The 550-nt window shown below is 53.5% G+C and carries 1 protein-coding gene; it reads left to right on the forward strand.

What is annotated here, in order from left to right; translation table 11 throughout:
- Positions 1-109: 109 nt before the first annotated feature.
- The coding region (locus EN750_RS38210; RefSeq protein WP_127399512.1) for a transporter substrate-binding domain-containing protein at positions 110-550 on the forward strand (441 nt) is incomplete at its 3' end.

Raw genomic sequence — 550 nt, forward strand, 5'->3', positions numbered from 1 at the left:
ATGCTATTATGAACCGCACTCATAATGTCGATGAATGATATCCATTCGATTCAGTCAAAGTTATGTGATCTTCTCTCCCTAGTCACAACAATCCTAACGGGGAGCAATTATGAAGAGGGTATTTCTGACGGCCGCGTTCGCAGCACTGACCGTGTATCCGACACTATCCGCCGATCTTCCGCTTACGAGCGACGTCAAGGACTCTGGAACTTTGTCGATCGCCAGTGGCCTCGACTATGCGCCATTCGAATTTACGGATGAAAAGGGTGAACCCGCGGGCCTGGACGTCGAGCTCTCGCAGGTGGCCGCAAAGCTGATGGGGGTCAAACTCGATCTGAAGCGAATTCCGTTCGCTTCCCAGATTCCCGCCCTGACGGCTGGCCGCATCAAGGTCGGCTGGGCCACGTTTACGGTGAAGGCAGACCGTCTGAAGCAGGTAGATTTCGTCACGTTTCTGAAATCGGGAACTGTGGCTGCGGTCCTGCCCGAAAATTTGTCGAAGTTCCAAGGCCAAAACAGCCTGTGCGGAGCCAAAGTGGCTGTTCAAACC

Source organism: Mesorhizobium sp. M7A.F.Ca.ET.027.03.2.1 (assembly GCF_003999175.1).
Taxonomy (GTDB): domain Bacteria; phylum Pseudomonadota; class Alphaproteobacteria; order Rhizobiales; family Rhizobiaceae; genus Mesorhizobium.